The 15,186-nt window shown below is 61.6% G+C and carries 16 protein-coding genes; 9 read left to right on the top strand and 7 right to left on the bottom strand.

Going from position 1 to position 15,186, the window contains the following annotated elements:
- From HEP69_RS06565 to HEP69_RS06525, 9 genes are all read left to right on the top strand, one after another.
- Positions 1-1,311, top strand: a complete 1,311-nt coding sequence (locus HEP69_RS06565) for a replication-associated recombination protein A (protein WP_290557760.1) — start codon at positions 1-3, stop codon at positions 1,309-1,311.
- Positions 1,312-1,342: 31 nt separating this feature from the next.
- Positions 1,343-1,723 carry a fluoride efflux transporter CrcB gene (gene crcB / locus HEP69_RS06560; protein ID WP_290557759.1) on the top strand — a complete coding sequence of 127 codons (381 nt, stop codon included), beginning with the start codon at positions 1,343-1,345 and terminating at the stop codon, positions 1,721-1,723.
- Positions 1,720-2,760, top strand: coding sequence for an RluA family pseudouridine synthase (locus tag HEP69_RS06555; RefSeq protein WP_290557758.1), 1,041 nt, complete (start codon positions 1,720-1,722; stop codon positions 2,758-2,760). Before crcB ends, HEP69_RS06555 begins: the two co-directional genes overlap by 4 nt.
- Complete coding sequence (locus HEP69_RS06550) at positions 2,757-3,440, top strand: HAD-IA family hydrolase (RefSeq protein ID WP_290557757.1); 684 nt, start codon at positions 2,757-2,759, stop codon at positions 3,438-3,440. Before HEP69_RS06555 ends, HEP69_RS06550 begins: the two co-directional genes overlap by 4 nt.
- Positions 3,437-4,141 carry an ATP12 family protein gene (locus tag HEP69_RS06545; protein WP_290557756.1) on the top strand — a complete coding sequence of 235 codons (705 nt, stop codon included), beginning with the start codon at positions 3,437-3,439 and terminating at the stop codon, positions 4,139-4,141. The genes HEP69_RS06550 and HEP69_RS06545 overlap by 4 nt, the downstream gene beginning before the upstream one ends.
- Before the next feature lie 211 nt (positions 4,142-4,352).
- Complete coding sequence (locus HEP69_RS06540; protein ID WP_290557755.1) at positions 4,353-5,369, top strand: amino acid ABC transporter substrate-binding protein; 1,017 nt, start codon at positions 4,353-4,355, stop codon at positions 5,367-5,369.
- A 128-nt stretch (positions 5,370-5,497) separates the two neighbouring features.
- The gene (locus HEP69_RS06535) at positions 5,498-6,718 is read left to right on the top strand and encodes an ABC transporter permease subunit (protein ID WP_290557754.1); all 1,221 of its coding nucleotides are present in this window, start codon (positions 5,498-5,500) and stop codon (positions 6,716-6,718) included.
- A gap of 1 nt (position 6,719) precedes the next feature.
- The gene (locus HEP69_RS06530; protein WP_290557753.1) at positions 6,720-8,015 is read left to right on the top strand and encodes an amino acid ABC transporter permease; all 1,296 of its coding nucleotides are present in this window, start codon (positions 6,720-6,722) and stop codon (positions 8,013-8,015) included.
- 11 nt (positions 8,016-8,026) lie between these two features.
- Positions 8,027-8,812, top strand: coding sequence for an amino acid ABC transporter ATP-binding protein (locus tag HEP69_RS06525; protein WP_290557752.1), 786 nt, complete (start codon positions 8,027-8,029; stop codon positions 8,810-8,812).
- 69 nt (positions 8,813-8,881) lie between these two features.
- Here the strand turns inward: HEP69_RS06525 and HEP69_RS06520 are convergent, their stop codons facing one another.
- The 7 genes from HEP69_RS06520 to yidC all read right to left on the bottom strand — a co-directional run bounded on the left by HEP69_RS06520 (position 8,882) and on the right by yidC (position 15,094).
- Positions 8,882-9,376: a histidine phosphatase family protein gene (locus HEP69_RS06520; RefSeq protein WP_290557751.1), complete on the bottom strand. Its 495-nt coding sequence runs from the start codon at positions 9,374-9,376 to the stop codon at positions 8,882-8,884.
- A complete protein-coding gene (locus HEP69_RS06515; RefSeq protein WP_290557750.1) occupies positions 9,373-10,026 on the bottom strand; it encodes a ferredoxin in 654 nt (217 codons plus the stop codon). Before HEP69_RS06515 ends, HEP69_RS06520 begins: the two co-directional genes overlap by 4 nt.
- The gene (locus HEP69_RS06510) at positions 10,023-10,817 is read right to left on the bottom strand and encodes a sterol desaturase family protein (RefSeq protein WP_290557749.1); all 795 of its coding nucleotides are present in this window, start codon (positions 10,815-10,817) and stop codon (positions 10,023-10,025) included. Before HEP69_RS06510 ends, HEP69_RS06515 begins: the two co-directional genes overlap by 4 nt.
- A 57-nt stretch (positions 10,818-10,874) precedes the next feature.
- The gene (argB, locus tag HEP69_RS06505) at positions 10,875-11,735 is read right to left on the bottom strand and encodes an acetylglutamate kinase (protein ID WP_290557748.1); all 861 of its coding nucleotides are present in this window, start codon (positions 11,733-11,735) and stop codon (positions 10,875-10,877) included.
- A 115-nt stretch (positions 11,736-11,850) separates the two neighbouring features.
- Positions 11,851-12,504 (bottom strand): ribosome biogenesis GTP-binding protein YihA/YsxC, encoded by a 654-nt coding sequence (yihA, locus tag HEP69_RS06500; RefSeq protein ID WP_290557747.1) that lies wholly within the window; start codon positions 12,502-12,504, stop codon positions 11,851-11,853.
- Positions 12,504-13,256, bottom strand: a complete 753-nt coding sequence (locus HEP69_RS06495; protein ID WP_290557746.1) for an MOSC domain-containing protein — start codon at positions 13,254-13,256, stop codon at positions 12,504-12,506. Before HEP69_RS06495 ends, yihA begins: the two co-directional genes overlap by 1 nt.
- Positions 13,256-15,094 (bottom strand): membrane protein insertase YidC, encoded by a 1,839-nt coding sequence (gene yidC / locus HEP69_RS06490; protein WP_290557745.1) that lies wholly within the window; start codon positions 15,092-15,094, stop codon positions 13,256-13,258. Before yidC ends, HEP69_RS06495 begins: the two co-directional genes overlap by 1 nt.
- Between the last annotated feature and the right edge of the window lie 92 nt (positions 15,095-15,186).

Genomic DNA, 15,186 nt, shown 5'->3' with positions numbered 1-15,186 from the left:
TTGGGCGACCTCTTTGATCAGATCGACCCGCCCGATGGGCCCGCGCCGCCCCGGCCGCTCGCCGATCGCCTGCGTCCCCAGACCTTGTCGGAGGTGATCGGACAATCGCATCTCTTGGGTCCGGAGGGATCGCTCAGTGTGATGCTGGCCTCGGGCAGTCTTGGCTCGCTGATCCTCTGGGGTCCGCCGGGGGTGGGCAAGACGACCATCGCGCGGCTTTTGGCGGATGAGACAGATCTGCATTTTATCCAGATCAGCGCGATTTTCACCGGGGTGCCGGACCTCAAGAAAGTGTTCGAGGCTGCGCGCCTGCGCCGCCGCCAGGGCAGGGGTACGCTTCTTTTTGTCGATGAGATCCACCGGTTCAACAAGGCCCAGCAGGACGGGTTCCTGCCGCATATGGAGGACGGCACGATCCTGCTGGTGGGTGCCACCACCGAGAACCCGTCGTTTGAGCTGAACGCCGCCGTCCTGTCGCGCGCCCAGGTGATGGTGCTGGAACGTCTCAGCCTTGCGGATCTCGAGCTTTTGACCCAACGCGCAGAGCAGGAGCTGGGCCGCAAACTGCCCCTGACCGGGCATGCACGCGATGCGTTGCAGGAAATGGCCGATGGTGACGGGCGCGCGGCGCTGAACCTGATCGAACAGGTGGCGGCGTGGGCCACCGACGCGCCGCTCGATACCGATGCGCTGACCACGCGGCTGATGCGGCGCGCGGCACAATACGACAAATCGGGGGACGCGCATTACAATCTGATCTCGGCCCTGCATAAATCGGTGCGCGGGTCGGACCCGGACGCGGCGCTCTACTGGCTGTCGCGGATGCTGGACGGGGGCGAGGACCCGCGATACCTTGCCCGCCGCATCACCCGCATGGCGATCGAGGATATCGGGCTTGCCGACCCACAGGCGCAGCGTGTCTGCCTGGATGCCTGGGAAACCTATGAGCGGTTGGGCAGCCCCGAGGGGGAACTCGCGCTGGCGCAGGCGGTGGCCTATCTGGCGCTGGCACCAAAGTCGAACGCGACCTATGTCGGCTATAAGCAGTCGATGAAACTGGCCAAGCAGACCGGCAGCAAACCGCCTCCCAAACATATCCTGAACGCGCCGACCGCGTTGATGAAGGATCAGGGATATGCAACGGGGTACGATTACGACCACGATGCCGAGGATGGCTTTTCCGGACAGAACTACTTCCCCGACGGGGTGAAGCGTCCGGTCCTCTATCAACCGGTCGAGCGCGGTTTTGAACGGGAATTGAAGAAGCGGCTCGATTACTTCGCCAAGCTCCGGGCCAAGCGGGAAACTTGACTCCCCCCCGGCAAAGCGCGACAGACCGCGGATGGTTTTGACGGTTCTTCAAGTGGCCCTTGGCGGGGCGATTGGCGCGGTGCTGCGGTATCTGGTCGGCGTGGGCATTTTCCGCGCCATAGGGCAGGGCGCGTTTCCTTTGGGTGTGATCAGCGTCAACATTCTGGGCTCGGTCCTGATGGGGCTTTTTGTGGTGGCCGCGGCGCATCGGGGGCTGAGCTATCTCAACCCGTTCGTGATAACGGGCATCCTAGGAGGATTTACGACCTTTTCCGCCTTCTCGTTGGAGACGGTGACGTTGATGGAACGCGGGCAGTTCGGTTTGGCGGGGCTCTATGTCGGGCTTTCGGTTGCCGGTTCGGTGGGGGGGTTGATGTTGGGCCTGTGGCTTGCGCGTGGGGTAATGGCATGAGCGGTGTGCAAACCGTGACGATCTCGGCGGGCGAAGGGGATCAGCGTCTCGATCGCTGGCTCAAGCGCCGCTTTCCGCAACTGGGCCAGGGGCGCATCGAAAAGATGTGCCGCAAGGGCGAGCTGCGGGTGAATGGCGGGCGGGTCAAAGCCTCCACCCGGATTGAGGAAGGGCAGGAGGTGCGCCTGCCGCCCTTGCCCGAGAATGCCAAACCCGAGGTCGTGCGCACCGCTGTCTCAGACGCCGATGCCCGGATGATCCAGGCCTGTGTGATTTATCGCGACGACCACATTCTGGCGATCAACAAGCCGCCTGGCCTGCCGGTGCAGGGTGGCAGCGGGCAAACCCGCCATGTGGATGGTTTGGCCGAAGCGTTGCGCTTTGGCTATGACGAAAAGCCCCGGCTGGTGCACCGGCTGGACAAGGATACCTCTGGCGTGCTGGTCTTGGCGCGGACCCGTGCCGCGGCGACCGCGCTGACGGCGGCGTTCCGGCATCGCGAGACCCGCAAGATCTACTGGGCTTTGGTCGCCGGTGTGCCCACGCCCTATCTGGGCGAGATCAAGACTGGGCTGGTCAAGGCCGGCGGCCATGGGGCCAAGGGCGAGGGCGAAAAGATGATCGCGCTGCATCCGCGCGACACCGACAGTACGCCGGGCGCCAAACGCGCCCGCACGCTTTATGCGACGCTCTACCGGGTGGCTAGCAGGGCGGCCTGGGTCGCGATGGAGCCGGTGACCGGCCGCACGCATCAGTTGCGTGTGCATATGGCCGAGCTGGGACACCCGATCATCGGGGATGGCAAATATGGCGGGTCGGGGCAGGAGAACCTGGGCGATGGCTGGGGCGCGCAACTGGGCGGCGTGATCAGCAAGAAACTGCACCTGCATGCGCGCAGGCTGGCATTTGAACACCCGCAGACGCGCAAGACGATCAGCCTCACCGCAGCGCTGCCGCCGCATATGAAAGACAGTTGGGAGACGTTTGGCTGGACCGAAGACCTGGCCAAGGACGATCCGTTCGAGGATCTGAAATGAGCGGCCCGCTCCGGCTGGTGCTTTTTGACGTGGACGGAACGCTGGTCGACAGCCAGGGCGACATTGTCATGTCGATGACCGCGGCATTCGAGGGCGTCGGCGCGCCCGTGCCGGATCGCGCATCCATCCTCTCCATCGTTGGTCTGTCTTTGCCGCGCGCCATGGCCGAGTTGGCGCCCCGGGTAGAGGACGCGGTCCGGGCCAGGATGGTTGAGCTTTACAAGGGCAGCTACATGGCCCTGCGCGCTGCGGCGGGATCGGCAGCATCCTCTCCGCTCTATCCCGGCGCGCGGGCGGTTCTGGATGGGCTCAGCGATGCGTCGGGCACGCTTTTGGGTGTGGCAACGGGTAAATCCCGGCGCGGTCTGGATGCGCTGATCGCGGGGCACGGCCTGGAGGGTCTTTTTGTGACCCAGCAGACGGCAGATCATCACCCTTCCAAACCGCATCCCGCAATGATCGAAGAGGCGATGCGAGAAACGGGGGTTGAGCCGCATCAGACCGTGATGATCGGAGATACCGAGTTTGACATGGAGATGGCCCGCGCCGCGGGCGTTCACGCGCTGGGCGTGAGTTGGGGGTACCATGCGCGCGAACGGCTGAGGCAGGCGGATCGCATTCTGGACAGCATGGACGCGCTGCCCGACGCCATAGACGAGATATGGAGGATCGCCGGATGAGCGAATGGGCGCTGAAGCGTTTCTGGAAAGAGGCAGAGGTTGAAGAAACGGACACGGGCTTTGCCATCGCTCTGGACGGTCGCGCGGTAAAGACACCCGCCAAGGCAGGGCTGGTCGTGCCAACTCGCGCCATGGCGCAGGCCATCGCGGCGGAATGGGACGCGCAAACCGATCAGATCGATCCGCGGCTGATGCCGTTTACCCGCTCGGCCAATGCCGCCATCGACAAGGTACGCCTCCAGCAGGCCGAGGTCGCGCGGATGCTGGCCGATTACGGTGATGCCGATCTCTTGTGCTACCGCGCCGAGGACCCGCAAGAGCTGGTGGCGCGGCAAGCCGCGATCTGGGATCCGGCGCTGGACTGGGCGGCGGAGGCATTGGGCGCGCGGCTCTACCCGCGCGTGGGCATCATACATGCGGCACAAGACACCGGGGCTCTGACAAATCTGTCGGACCGTGTGCATGCGCAAACGCCGTTTCAGTTGGCCGCATTTCACGATTTGGTGACCTTGAGCGGCTCGCTTGTCCTTGGCTTTGCGGCGGCCTACGGCTGGCGCGATGCCGAAGAGGTCTGGCGGATGTCGCGGCTGGATGAGCTTTGGCAGCAAGAGCAATGGGGCCGGGATGACGAGGCGGTTGCGGCCGCCAATATCAAACGCGCGGCCTTTGTCCACGCCAAGTCGTTCTACGATATTTGCTGATTGCCTAATCGCCTCGCGGATTGTCGTTTACCTTGGGTCGCGCCAGGGTTGTTCATCTCATTTGATGATCGCGCACTTGACCTTTGCTTATGAATCCGATCACACTCGGGCGCATTAAGAGGGGAGGCCCCCTCTTTTGGCTATGCATACCGACCATAAACGGTCGGATGAACTGCCCGATGTGCGGGTAGACAATCAGGAAGAGGTAAAGATGAAAAAAACCGTATTTCTTGGCGCGCTCACCATTGCCGGTCTGGCAGCGGGTGCTGCCGCGGCAGGCACGCTGGATGACGTGAAAGCACGCGGCACGCTCAATTGCGGTGTGACAACCGGACTGGTGGGCTTTGCGGCCCCGGACTCCAATGGCGAATGGAACGGCTTTGACGTGTCGGTCTGCCGCGCGGTCGCAGCAGCGGCCCTGGGCGATCCGACTGCCGTCGAATTCGTGCCGACGACAGGCAAGACCCGTTTCACCGCGCTCGCTTCTGGCGAGATCGACATGCTGGCGCGTAACACCACCTGGACCTTCAGCCGTGATGTGGACCTGAAGTTCGAATTCGTCGGGATCAACTACTATGACGGTCAGGGCTTTATGGTGCCTCGGGACCTCGGGGTGTCGTCTGCCAAAGAACTGGACGGCGCGACAGTGTGCATCCAGACCGGCACCACCACCGAGCTGAACCTGGCGGATTTCTTCCGTGCCAACAACATCAGCTATGAGCCGGTGCCGATCGAAACCAATGCCGAAGCGCAACAGCAATATCTGGCCGGTGCCTGCGACGTCTATACCACGGACGCATCCGGTCTGGCCGCGACACGCGCCACATTCGAGAACCCGGGCGATCACGTTCTGCTGCCCGAGATCATCTCGAAAGAGCCGCTGGGCCCGCTGGTCCGACACGGTGATAACGAGTGGGCGGATATCGTCCGCTGGACCCTGAATGCGCTGATCACTGCCGAGGAGCTGGGTGTCACGTCGACCAATATCGCCGAGCTGGCCGCCGGGACCAACAACCCGGAAATCAACCGTCTGCTGGGCACCGAAGGCACCCTGGGCGAGATGCTGGGCCTGGACGCCGAGTGGAGCAAGCGCGCGATCATGTCGGGCGGCAACTATGGCGAGATCTTTGCCAAGCATATCGGGGAAAGCACTCCGATCGGTCTGGCACGTGGCCTGAACGCACAGTGGACCGACGGTGGGCTGCTGTACTCGCCGCCATTCCGGTAAGACCATGACTTGGGAAGGGCGCAGAGACATCTCTGCGCCCTTCCACCTTTACGGGACGATCCGGTACCCGGGCAACATAGCCCAACCTTAACCAAACACCGGACGACGACAGACAGGGGACCACCCATATGACGACGCTCACAGACCCTCCACAGGGGTCGTTTAAGGTGTCGATGCTGCTGAACGACACGCGGTATCGGTCATATACCTTTCAGTTCATTGCATTGATCCTGCTGATAGCGGCCTTCGCCTATCTGGGCAGCAACCTCGCATATAATCTCGCCGAAGCGGGGCTGAACATTTCTTATGGATTTCTGGGTGAGCCGGCCGGTTACGATATTAACCAGCGGCTGATCGAATATACCAGCCAGTCCAGCCATTGGGACGCGACCATCGTGGGCGTGCTCAACACGCTCCTTGTGGCGTTCCTGGCCTGTGTGACCGCAACTATCCTCGGCGTCATAGCCGGTGTGTTGCGCTTGTCGAACAACTGGCTGATTTCCAAGCTGATGTCGATCTATGTCGAGGCGTTCCGCAACGTGCCGGTGCTGATCTGGATCATCATCATCTTTACCGTTATCACCGCCGTTCTGCCCGGCGCGCGCGCCTATCTGGGCGAGGATCCGGATGTGGATCTGACGCTGGGCATGTTCGCCTTCACCAATCGGGGCATTTATATCCCTGCCCCGGTGCTGGGCTCGGGCGGCATGGCCGTTGTGGTGATCCTCCTGGCCTCGATCATGGCGATGTTCGCGTATCGGTCTTATGCCAAGAAGCTGCTTTTCAACACCGGGCGCCTGTTGCCGATGGCCTGGCCAAGCGTCGCGATCCTGATCCTGCCTGCGGTCATCGCGTTCTATGTGCTGGGCCAGCCGATCACGCTTGATACGCCCGATCCCTTGGCCAACCGGTTCAACCTGCGTGGCGGAATCCAGATCGGCGCGCCGCTGATAGCACTCTGGTTCGCGCTCGCGATTTATACTGGTGCGTTCATCGCCGAGAATGTGCGGGCCGGTATTCAGGCCGTCTCCAAGGGCCAGACCGAGGCCGCGGCCTCCCTGGGGCTGCGCCCCAACCGGGTGATGAACCTGGTCGTGCTGCCCCAGGCGCTTCGGGTGATCATACCGCCGCTGATTTCGCAATATCTCAACATCACCAAGAACTCATCGCTGGCGATTGCGGTCGGATATGCCGATATCACGGCCACGCTGGGCGGCATCACCCTCAACCAGACCGGCCGGGCCATCGAATCCGTTTTGTTGCTCATGCTGTTCTATCTGGTGATTTCGCTGAGCATCTCGACCGTGATGAACCTCTATAACCGGGCCGTGAGCCTGAAGGAGCGCTGAGATGTCCGATACACATGCACATTCCGTCGCTTATGTCCGCGAAACGCAGCTGCCCCAGCAACCGCCGCCCACGATCGAGACGGGTGCGGTCAAATGGGTGCGCCAGAACCTCTTTAACGGGCCGTGGGGGTCGCTGCTTACGCTGGTCTCGCTTTATGTGATCTATCTGATCCTGGCCGGATCCTTGCCGTGGCTTCTGAACGGGGTTTGGACCACATCGAACATCCGCGAATGCCGGGAGGTTCTGGACGGCGCCACGGGCGGCTGTTTCTCGGTCCTCAGTGAACGCTGGAACCAGCTCTTGTTCGGTATCGCCTATCCCAGCGACCAGTACTGGCGGCCGACCGTGGCCTTTGTGCTGCTGATCGCGGCGCTGGCACCGGTTCTTTTCATGCATCTGCCGCGCAAGCTGCTGATCTTCACCGGGCTTTACCCCTTTATTGCGTTTTGGCTGATCTGGGGCGGAACCATCATGGTGCCCATTGTGGCGCTGATCGGTGTTGGGGTCGGGTATGCTGTCTATAACCGCTATGTGGCCGACAGCTTTGCGATGGGCTTTTTCGGCGGTGTCGCCGCCGCCATGGTTACATGGTGGCTGGGAGGCTTTGTCATCGGCGCCATGCCCGGCTTTATCGCCCTGGAGGCGGTGCCTTCGCGCGATATGGGCGGGTTCATGCTGAACATGATCCTCGGCGTGGTCTGTGTGTCGCTGTCGTTGCCCCTGGGCATCATGCTGGCGCTGGGCCGTCAAAGCTCCATGCCGATCATTAAATGGATCTGCGTGGTCTTTATCGAGTTCATCCGGGGCGTGCCGCTGATCACGCTCTTGTTCGTGGCAAATGTGGTTCTGGCCTATTTCCTGCCGCCGGGGACGAATTTCGACCTGATCCTGCGGGTGATCATCATGATCACCATGTTCGCCGCGGCCTATATCGCCGAGGTGATCCGGGGTGGCCTCGCTGCCTTGCCGCGCGGCCAATACGAGGCCGCCGACAGCCTGGGTCTGGATTACGCGCAATCCATGCGGCTGATTATCCTGCCGCAGGCGCTAAAGATCTCGATCCCCGGAATCGTGAACGTGGCAGTGGGTCTTTTCAAGGATACGACGCTGGTGTCGGTTATCTCGATGTTCGATCTCGTCGGCATGATCCGCGGGCCGATCCTCGCCTCGACCGACTGGAACGGGGTCTATTGGGAGCTTTGGCTCTTTGCCTCGATGCTGTTCTTTGTCGTGTGCTATGGCATTTCACAATACTCGCAATGGCTGGAACGACAGCTTGCGACTGACCACCGATAAGGAGTGGGACCATGAATGACGTTGTTCCTGAAACACATGATGTGGACATGGCGGTCTCGGACGAGGTTGCGATCTCGATCGAGAGCATGAACAAATGGTTCGGCACCTTCCACGTGCTGCGCGACATCGATCTGACCGTCTATCGCGGCGAACGGATCGTTATCGCGGGGCCGTCGGGGTCCGGGAAATCAACGTTGATCCGCTGTATCAACGCGCTGGAAGAACACCAGGCGGGCAAGATCACCGTGGATGGCACCGTGCTGTCGTCGGACATCAAGAATATCGACAGGATCCGGTCCGAGGTTGGGATGTGCTTTCAACACTTCAACCTGTTCCCGCATCTGTCGATTCTGGAGAACTGTACCCTTGCCCCGATCTGGGTGCGCAAGACGCCCAAGAAAGAGGCCGAGGAAATCGCGATGCATTTCCTCGAGAAAGTCAAGATCCCCGAGCAGGCCGACAAATACCCCGGTCAGCTTTCGGGCGGTCAGCAGCAGCGTGTGGCGATTGCCCGGTCGCTGTGCATGCGTCCGCGCATCATGCTCTTTGACGAACCGACATCTGCTCTGGACCCCGAAATGATCTCGGAGGTGCTGGATACGATGGTGCAGCTTGCCGAAGAAGGCATGACCATGCTGTGCGTGACCCATGAGATGGGCTTTGCCCGCAAGGTCGCCAACCGCGTGATCTTTATGGATGAAGGCCAGATCGTGGAGCAGAATGAGCCCGAGGAATTCTTCAACAATCCAAAGAGCCCACGCACGCAGCTCTTCCTCAGCCAGATCCTGGGTCATTGACCGGTGGGGCGGGACAAGTCCCGCCCTACATCTTGAGGTCGGCGTAGGGCGGGACTTGTCCCGCCTTTGCTATTTCATCAGCTCACGCGGTATGACGAAATGCGCAACGCGCCCGGTTCCGGGCCGAACGCCAGCCCAGCCGTCGGCCTCGAATGTAACAACCAGGGTCGCCCCCGTCGGATAATCCCAGAACCGCGCATGATCCGGAGCGACGTCCACCAACTCCTCCGCGAACTCCGAAATGGCTGGATTATGTCCCAGCATCAAAACGGTTCGCCCGCCCGCATCGGCAAGGACATGCCACATCTGTTCCGGGTCCGCGTGATAAAGCCTGCGTGTATAGTGTGGCTCAACACTCAGCCCCAAACCGTCATAGGTCTGCCCTGTCCGGGTCGATGAGGAGCTTAAGACCTCGTCCGGCACCAGCCCCTTGGTCTTGAGCCATTTGCCCAGAGCCTGCGCCGATCTGCGGCCCCTGCCATTCAACGGCCGGTCATGATCGGGTAGCCCCGGGATGTCCCAGGCAGACTTGGCATGGCGCATCAGGATCAGTGTCACTGTCATGGGTGTAAGAACCGCTCCATATGATAGGCCGATTGTGCAGGCAGGCGGCCAAAGCGGCGCGACACCGGGCAGGCTCTGCGCGCGGCGCATCCCTGTCCCAGGCATCCGCCAAGATCCTCTCCCCGGATATGAGTCCGGCATGCGGGAACATCATAACCCTCTGGCTGCAAAGCGTCGACCGGGCAGCTGCTGAGGCAGGGGCGTTCGGCACAGCCGTCACAGGGGTTGGGCGGCCGCGCAGGCAGCGCCAACCGGTCAGGCAGCGCCAGCGCCCCGCGGAACGACACAAAAAGTCCCGCGTGATCATGGACCAGCAGCAGGATGGGTGAGGCATGCACGCGCCCTGTCCGCGTGGCCCAGGAAAAGAACGGCAGATAGGGTGCGCCGCCGAAGGGAAAGAGGGGTACGGCCCCGATCTCCTCGGCCCAGTCGGTGATGACCCTTTCGGACCATCGGTCCACAGGATCGGGGGTGCCTTCCTGCCATTCTGCGGAAGAGGTCATCGCAGGCCAAAAACGCGGCTCATCGGGCCCCAGCATCAAGAGGGTCTGTGTGCCTTCCGGCACGCCGTCCTCCTCTGTGGGATGAAACCCGCCCAGAATGGTCAGATACCGGACCTCAGCAGCCTCTGAGAGCGTGTCATAGCTCATGTCCGGCGAAACGGGAGGGTCAAGCTCCAGCCCAGCCGCGCGGGCTTGTCGTCTTGCCATTCCAGCCCGATAGTCATCTCATCATGACCTTTGGCCGGTTGCGGGATATAGGTTCGAAAGGCGCGGTCCCAGATCGACAGGGCAAAGCCGTAATTGCTGTCATGCTCGTGGCGATGCACCGAATGATGCACGCGGTGCATGTCCGGTGTGACAAGCACCATCCGCAGCGCCCGGTCCAGCCCAAGGGGTAGCCGGATATTGGCATGGTTGAACATCGCCGTGCCATTGAGCAGGATCTCAAACACGATCACGGCCAGGGCGGCGGGCCCCAAGAGGTAGACCAGCCCGACTTTCAGGACCATCGAAAGCGCAATCTCTACCGGGTGGAACCTGATCGCGGTGGTCACATCCATATCCCGGTCGGCGTGATGAACCCGATGCAGGCGCCACAGAATGGGGATCTTGTGGGTGATCAGATGCTGGAGCCATATGGCAAAATCCAGGATCAGAACGGCCAACACGAACTCCAGCCACACTGGCCAGCTGATAAGGTTGAAAAGGCCCCAGCCGTTCTGGGCGGCATCGACCGCAGCCCCCACCGCCAAAAGCGGCAGACCAAAGGCCAGGGCGCGCAATGTCACGGTGTTGAGCGCGGTGATCGTCCAGTTGGTCAGCCAGCGATGGGCGCGTGGCTGGACGCGCGCGCGGCGCGGCGCCAGCGTTTCGGCCAAAGCAAAGAGGGCAAACAGGCCCAGAAAGACGCCAAACCGGATGATCGTCTCGTTTTCCATAGGCCTCAGATTATGTCCCCGGCCTTGTACGACAAGCCCGAGCCAGACACAAACCTGTCATTCCGGCCGCGTCTGGGGCCGGATGAGCGTCCCGGGCCCCTGTTCGGTAAACAGCTCCAGCAGAACTGCATTGGTCACACGCCCATCGAGGATGACGACACCGCGCACCCCCTCGCGGAGCGCATGAAGCGCCGTTTCGGTCTTGGGGATCATGCCTCCGGCAATGGTACCATCGGCGATCATTGCGGTGATTTGCGGGGCTGTCAGCTCAGCGACAAGCTCCTTGTCTGGGGTCATAACGCCAGAGACATCGGTCAGCAGCAACAGCCTGTCTGCCTTCAGCGCACCTGCGATGGCCCCGGCCGCGGTGTCGCCGTTTATGTTAAAGGTCTCACCATCCTCGCCTGCGCCCAGCGGGGCGATCACCGGGATGGTGTTCAGATCGAACAGGCCACGCAGGATAGCGGGATCAACTTTGGTAGGCGTTCCCACAAACCCCAGATCGACATCTGTCTGCGTGCAGGTGATCAAGCCAGCGTCCTTACCCGACAGGCCCACAGCGCGCCCACCCTGCCGCCCGATGGCCTGCACGATGCGCTTGTTGACGAGGCCGGACAGGACCATCTCGACGACCTCGACCGTGGCGGCATCCGTGACCCGTTTGCCGTGTACGAAATCCGATTGGATCCCAAGCCTGTCGAGCATCGCGTTGATCATCGGGCCGCCGCCGTGAACGATGACCGGATTAACGCCAACCTGCCGCATCAGCACGACGTCACGCGCGAAACTCTGCATCGCCGCATCGCTGCCCATGGCATGGCCGCCCAGCTTGATCACCACTGTCGCACCCGCATAGCGCTGGAGAAATGGCAGCGCACGTGACAGGGTTTCAGCGGTTGCGATCCAGTCCCGGTTCATCGTTTTTGCCTTTGTCTTGGGTTTGTTGCGCGCCTTTGTGATCGGCTTCAATGCTGACGGCAATAATTTTCGCAGAAAATTTTGGGCCTCGGGGCTGGCCGTGCGCGAGGCCCGGTCAGGTGATCCCGGCCACAATCGCGCGCAACGTCGCGATCCCGTCGCCCTTCTCGCTGGAGGTCAGTACGATCTCGGGAAATGCGGCGGGGTGTTTGGACAGTTTCTCGCGGACCTGGTCCAGCACCCGCGCGCGATCCTTGTCCTTGACTTTGTCGGCCTTCGTCAGAACGCACTGAAACGTGACCGCCGCACTGTCGAGCAACGCGAGGATTTCTTCATCGACCGCCTTGATGCCATGGCGTGCATCGATCAGCACAAAGGCGCGCCGAAGGGTTTGTCTGCCCGACAGATATTGCTTGAGCAGGCGTTGCCATTTCTCCACCACCGGCAGGGGCGCATTGGCGTATCCATATCCCGGCAGATCGACCAGATAGTGGCTGTCGGCCAGCGCAAAGTAATTGATTTCTTGTGTTCGCCCCGGTGTGTTCGAGGCCCGGGCCAGACCGTTGCGCCCGGTCAGGGCATTGATCAGAGAGGATTTTCCGACATTCGAGCGACCGGCGAAACACACCTCCAGCCGGTCGGCCGCGGGCAGTCCCGACATTGCCACCACACCTTTGATGAAATCGCATTGCCCGGCAAATAGCTTGCGACCCTTTTCGGCTGTCGCGTCATCGGGCCTTTCGGCAAGGGGGAAGGGGAGGGTGTCCATCAGAGGGTCTCGACCTTGTCCCCTATCGCGATGGGGCCGCCTTCGATCACTTCGGCATAAACGCCGAAATCGCGATGGCCCCAGCCCTTTTCCAGCGCGCCCAGCGTATCGGCATCGCGGGTGCCGCTGCGCGGGTTGGCCGCAGTATGCAGGCATCGCTCGATACGCTCACGCACGGCCAGAACGCTGCCTCCGATGCGGATCTGTTTGCCGATCCAGTCAAACTCCTCCCACGGGGCCATCTCGTCGAACCAGACGTTGCCGCGCCAGCGCTCGACTTCCAGCGGGCGGCCCAGCTTTTGCGACACCGCCCGGTGCGAGCTTTCGTTCATGATCGACACCGACGGGAAATCGCTGTCGGTCATCCCGCGCGCCCCGGTCGAGACGATGTGGCGGGGCTGCGCACGATTCTCCGGGATCAGCGGCGCGACCCAGGCCAGGAACTGATTGGCCTCCATTGGATCGTCGGGGCGGAACGTCATCGCCCCCAGCTTGTCATGGGTGAGGCTGATCTGCCGTGTCTCTTCATTCAATTCGGCCCATAGACCGGCCAGGCCGGGCGTGCGGGTCCCGATCATGAAATTCATGCATGCGGCCCATCCATCGCCATCATGCTTGGACTGATCATGCTGCACCGCCCAGAACCGGTCCCAGGGCATGGCCTGACCCGGATGCAGGGTGACCCCGCGCAACGCCTCGCGACCATGGCTCTTGATCGGATGGCGCCAGAGCTGTGTGAGCCTGCCGGTCATCAGCTCTTGTCCTTGCCGCCCTTGGGCTTGGCTGCGGGCTTGGCACCCGCCTCAGCGCCCTTTTTGAAGCCTTGGAGGATGTTGCCGAACACATCCGGTTTATAACCTTGGCTGCGCATAATGGCATATTGCTGCATGAAGGTGATCGTGTTGTTGGCAATCCAGTAGATCACCAGACCGCTGGCAAAGCCGCCCAACATGAACATGAACACCCAAGGCAACCAGGCGAACACCATCTTTTGCGTGGGATCGGTCGGTGCCGGGTTCAGCTTTTGCTGAAGCCACATCGAGATACCCAAAAGCAGTGGCAAGATCCCGATAAAGACCAGCGCCATGATCGAACCGGGCTCGGGCCCCGCATTGCCCAGCAGGCCAAAGAGGTTGAGAATCGAGGTGGGATCGGGCGCGCTCAGATCCTGGAACGGGCCCAGCCAGGGCGCATGCCGCAGCTCGATCGTGACAAAGATCACCTTATAGAGCGAGAAGAAGATCGGGATCTGCAAAAGGATGGGCAAACAGCCCGCGGCGGGGTTCACCTTTTCCTTCTTGTAAAGCTCCATCATCCCCTGTTGCAGCTTTTGGCGGTCGTCGCCGGCGCGCTCTTTCAGCGCCTCCATCTGCGGCTGCAGCTCTTTCATCTTGGCCATGGAGACATAGGATTTGTAAGCCAGCGGCAACAGAACCGCCTTGATGATCAGCGTCAGCGCGATGATCGACCAGCCCATATTGCCGATCAGGATGTTCAACTCATGCAGCAGCCAAAAGATCGGCTTTGTCAGGAAAAAGAACCAGCCCCAGTCGATGCTGTCGATAAAGCCCTGGACTCCTTCGCTCTGATACGTGCGGATCGCGTCCCATTCCTTGGCCCCTGCGAACAGCTGGGTGGAAAACTCGGCCACGTCCTGCACTGCCAGAGTGATCGTCGGCAGCTTGGTCGTCGTCTGATAGATGTCCCGACCGGGATCGTGGACCGTGCTGAACTCAAATCCGGAGCCCGGGCGCGGAATGAGTGTGGTCATCCAGTAGTGATCGGTGAATCCCGTCCAGCCGTTTTCGGCTACGGTGGTGGCTTGATGGCTGGCTGCCGGGTCGATATCGTCATAATCGGTCTCGATCAGCTCACCATCGGCCATCGCAATGGCCCCTTCATGCAGGATGAAGAAATTCTTCAGGTCCTGCGGCTCCCCATGACGGGCGATGATCCCGTAGGGTGCAAGCGAGACCGTGCCGCCACTGGTGTTCTCGACCGACTGTGTGATGTCGAACATGTAATCGGCATCGACAGCAATGGTCCTGCTAAAGATCAGGCCCGCTCCGTTGTTCCAGCTGAGCGTCACGGGGGTATCTGGCGTCAGGGTTTGCGAGCCGGTGACGGTCCAGAAGGTGTTGGGGCCGGGCACCTGATCGGCCGACAGACCCGTCCCGGCGGCCCAGCCGTAGAGCGCGTAATAGGCATTGGGCCCGTCAACAGGGGAGAGCATGGTCACAATGCTCGAATTCTCGTCCAGTTCAACCCGGTAATCCTTGAGCGACAGGTCGTCGATCCGACCGCCAAGCAAGGAGATGGAGCCCGTCAGGCGTGGCGTGTCGATCTCGATACGCGGGGCTGCGGCAAGTGCGTCTTGCCGCGTCTCTGCTTGCAGATCCAGCGGAGCGTCGCCGCTGCCCGCGGCCCGGGGGGCGCTGGCGATATCGTCCTGGCCGACCGTTGAGGATACCGGCGCAGTTTCGGGCGCAATCGGCTCCGGCTCCGGGGGCGGGAACATCACGAACCACACCAGGATGACGACAAAGCTCAGCGCTGTTGCCAGGATGAGATTCTTGTTCTGATCGTCCATCGGGGGCCGCCACCTCATGCAATTCAGACAGGTGGGTTCAACAGAGTGCCGGGCCAAAGGTCAAGCAGATTCGGGCCCGGTCGGCGCAAGGG

This window comes from Aestuariivita sp. (assembly GCF_021404545.1).
Classification (GTDB): domain Bacteria; phylum Pseudomonadota; class Alphaproteobacteria; order Rhodobacterales; family Rhodobacteraceae; genus Aestuariivita.
The sequence above is the reverse complement of the archived record's forward strand: the minus strand, read 5'-3'. Positions and strand labels throughout refer to the sequence as shown.

What these genes read in the sequence shown, in the direction of transcription:
- HEP69_RS06530 (WP_290557753.1), top strand. Translation starts at nt 6,720, where the DNA reads ATGTCCGATACACATGCACATTCCGTCGCTTATGTCCGCGAAACGCAG.
- HEP69_RS06540 (WP_290557755.1), top strand. Translation starts at nt 4,353, where the DNA reads ATGAAAAAAACCGTATTTCTTGGCGCGCTCACCATTGCCGGTCTGGCA.
- HEP69_RS06535 (WP_290557754.1), top strand. Translation starts at nt 5,498, where the DNA reads ATGACGACGCTCACAGACCCTCCACAGGGGTCGTTTAAGGTGTCGATG.
- yidC (WP_290557745.1), bottom strand. Translation starts at nt 15,094, where the DNA reads ATGGACGATCAGAACAAGAATCTCATCCTGGCAACAGCGCTGAGCTTT.
- argB (WP_290557748.1), bottom strand. Translation starts at nt 11,735, where the DNA reads ATGAACCGGGACTGGATCGCAACCGCTGAAACCCTGTCACGTGCGCTG.
- yihA (WP_290557747.1), bottom strand. Translation starts at nt 12,504, where the DNA reads ATGGACACCCTCCCCTTCCCCCTTGCCGAAAGGCCCGATGACGCGACA.
- HEP69_RS06525 (WP_290557752.1), top strand. Translation starts at nt 8,027, where the DNA reads ATGAATGACGTTGTTCCTGAAACACATGATGTGGACATGGCGGTCTCG.
- HEP69_RS06555 (WP_290557758.1), top strand. Translation starts at nt 1,720, where the DNA reads ATGAGCGGTGTGCAAACCGTGACGATCTCGGCGGGCGAAGGGGATCAG.
- HEP69_RS06495 (WP_290557746.1), bottom strand. Translation starts at nt 13,256, where the DNA reads ATGACCGGCAGGCTCACACAGCTCTGGCGCCATCCGATCAAGAGCCAT.
- HEP69_RS06545 (WP_290557756.1), top strand. Translation starts at nt 3,437, where the DNA reads ATGAGCGAATGGGCGCTGAAGCGTTTCTGGAAAGAGGCAGAGGTTGAA.
- HEP69_RS06520 (WP_290557751.1), bottom strand. Translation starts at nt 9,376, where the DNA reads ATGACAGTGACACTGATCCTGATGCGCCATGCCAAGTCTGCCTGGGAC.
- HEP69_RS06515 (WP_290557750.1), bottom strand. Translation starts at nt 10,026, where the DNA reads ATGAGCTATGACACGCTCTCAGAGGCTGCTGAGGTCCGGTATCTGACC.
- HEP69_RS06550 (WP_290557757.1), top strand. Translation starts at nt 2,757, where the DNA reads ATGAGCGGCCCGCTCCGGCTGGTGCTTTTTGACGTGGACGGAACGCTG.
- crcB (WP_290557759.1), top strand. Translation starts at nt 1,343, where the DNA reads ATGGTTTTGACGGTTCTTCAAGTGGCCCTTGGCGGGGCGATTGGCGCG.
- HEP69_RS06510 (WP_290557749.1), bottom strand. Translation starts at nt 10,817, where the DNA reads ATGGAAAACGAGACGATCATCCGGTTTGGCGTCTTTCTGGGCCTGTTT.